This is a genomic window from Porcipelethomonas ammoniilytica, from assembly GCF_025567485.1.
GTDB lineage: Bacteria > Bacillota > Clostridia > Oscillospirales > Ruminococcaceae > Porcipelethomonas > Porcipelethomonas ammoniilytica.
Window position 1 is genome coordinate 1 of the sequence record NZ_JAOQKH010000060.1, and the last position, 2258, is coordinate 2258.

The window sequence follows — 2258 nt, forward strand, 5'->3', positions numbered from 1 at the left end:
GTAGAAACCGACGGTCAGACATATGAGGTCGATAAAATCACCTACAACATGATTGACGATGAAAACAAGTATGACGAGGTCAAGGAAAGCGTTGATATCATGGGCAATACTACAAAGTATGAACGTGACAGCAGCGGCAATGTTACCAAGCAAATCAACCCTGACGGTACTTTTACTTTAGCACGCTACAATGATAAAAATATGCCGCTGGTTCAGGTTGACGAGAGCAAAAATGTTGTGATTAATGAGTATGATGAATCGGGCGTAAATGTTCTGAAAAAGTATCAGAGCCTGAGTCCTGTTTCTAATGCAGACGCAATTGCACAGAGCAGTTATAATCTTGCAGATGTAACTTATTCCGATTACGCAATGACCGTTTACACATATTATCCTGCAAGTGAAACAGCTTCAATTGCAGGTCTTGTCCGCACTATTACTGACCCTGAAGGGAATGTGACAGAGTACACTTATGGAACTTCCGGCAACGCAAAGGGACTTCCCATTAAAAAGACCATCAAGGACGGAAATACTGTTGTAAACACTGTAGAGTATGAGTACAATTCACAGCTTCAGGTCTCGAAGGAAACCACAAGCGTTGACATTGCAAACAACGTTTATGCGGTAAAGGAATACGAATATGATAATTTCAACAACGTCACAAAGATCAGCGATTATGGCACAGGCTCAACAGCTGCTGTTACCATCACGGAATACGATAAACTCAGCAGAAAGACAGCCGAATATTCGCCTAATTATTCTGCCGACAAGAGTCACGGAACGCACGTCACATATTACCCAAGCGGCGCAGTTAAAACCCAGACCGACGCACTGGGTAATGTAACCTCGTTCACATACGACGCTTATGGAAATGTTACCGAGAAAACCAATCCGGACGGCACAATTAATATCGTTGAATACGACGGTTTGCAGCGTGAAAAGGCAACATATTTTAAATCCGGAGCAGACGCTGCAAAACAGATTCTTACGGAAACCTCTTACGAATTCGTAAAGAATCACGGCTTTAATATTTACACGGCTCTTGACAGTTCTTCTTCCCACTCATGCAGCGGACTGAGAACAATCAAAACCACATACATCACGGCTGAAAAACAGGTTGTTACTGAAACTCTTGCCGATTTCAGAGGCAATCCTGTTGAGGAAAAAACCAACGATGAAACCAAGAGAACAAGCGCATATTACGCAAACGGTCAGCTTGCCCGTCAGACTGACGCTTTAGGCAATACTACCAAATATGAGTACAATTTCCTCAACAAGGTGACCAAAATTGAAGCTCCATTTGAGGGTGAAAAGTATTCTGTCACAGAAAACAAGTACGACAAAAACGGCAACATTATCAAGGTTATTCAGAATGTTGACAATAACAAAAACAGCGTTACTCAGAATCAGTACAACGCTATGGGACTGCTTGAAAAGGTAACTCTCAGCGATGGTACTGTAACCGACGAGAAGAATATTTCAAAATATTTTTACAACAATGCCGGAGTTCAGGTTAAGATGTACACAGGTATGTCCTCTGAGAATGACAGCACATATCTGACAACAAATTATGAGTATGACAGCTGGCTGAGAGCGGTAAGAACCACCGACAGCACTGGCTACAATTCAGGTACGATTACATATGATCTGAACGGAAATGTTCTTACTTCAACCGACGCTAACGGCAATGTTACAACAAATACTTATGACGCACTTAATCGTGTGCTTACCTCAAATACGGTTAACTCAAGCGATTCTTCCAAGAATGTCAGCAAGTCGTATACTTATGACAGTATGGGAAAAATTACTAAGACAGTGAGCAACGGTCTTACGACAACAACAATTTATGACTCGCTTGGAAGAAAATATACAGAAACCGAATATGACGGAAATGGCTACTCCATTTTCAGAGGATATTTCTATGAGGGAATTTCTCAGTATTTAAGAGAAGAACTTACAGGGCAGTATCATCTCCTGCTGTATTCTTCAAAAACATATGAATACGACGGTGAAATGCGTGTTGTTAAGGTTAAGGAATCAGGAGAAGAAACTGTATCCTATACTTACGATGCAAACGGAAACAAGAAGTCTGAAACCCTTGCAAACGGCGTAATTTCGACCTACACTTACAACAAGGCGAACAGAATTACAAATATCGTAAACAAATCCAGCAATACTACCATATCGAGCTACGAATATTCGTATTATCTTGATGGTTCTGACGCTTGCAAAAAGACTACAGAAAATGGTATAATAGAAAC

The 2258-nt window shown here is 41.0% G+C and carries 1 pseudogene; it reads left to right on the forward strand.

Going from position 1 to position 2258, the window contains the following annotated elements:
- Window positions 1-2258: pseudogene (locus OCV67_RS13120) on the forward strand (hypothetical protein); the annotation flags it as partial.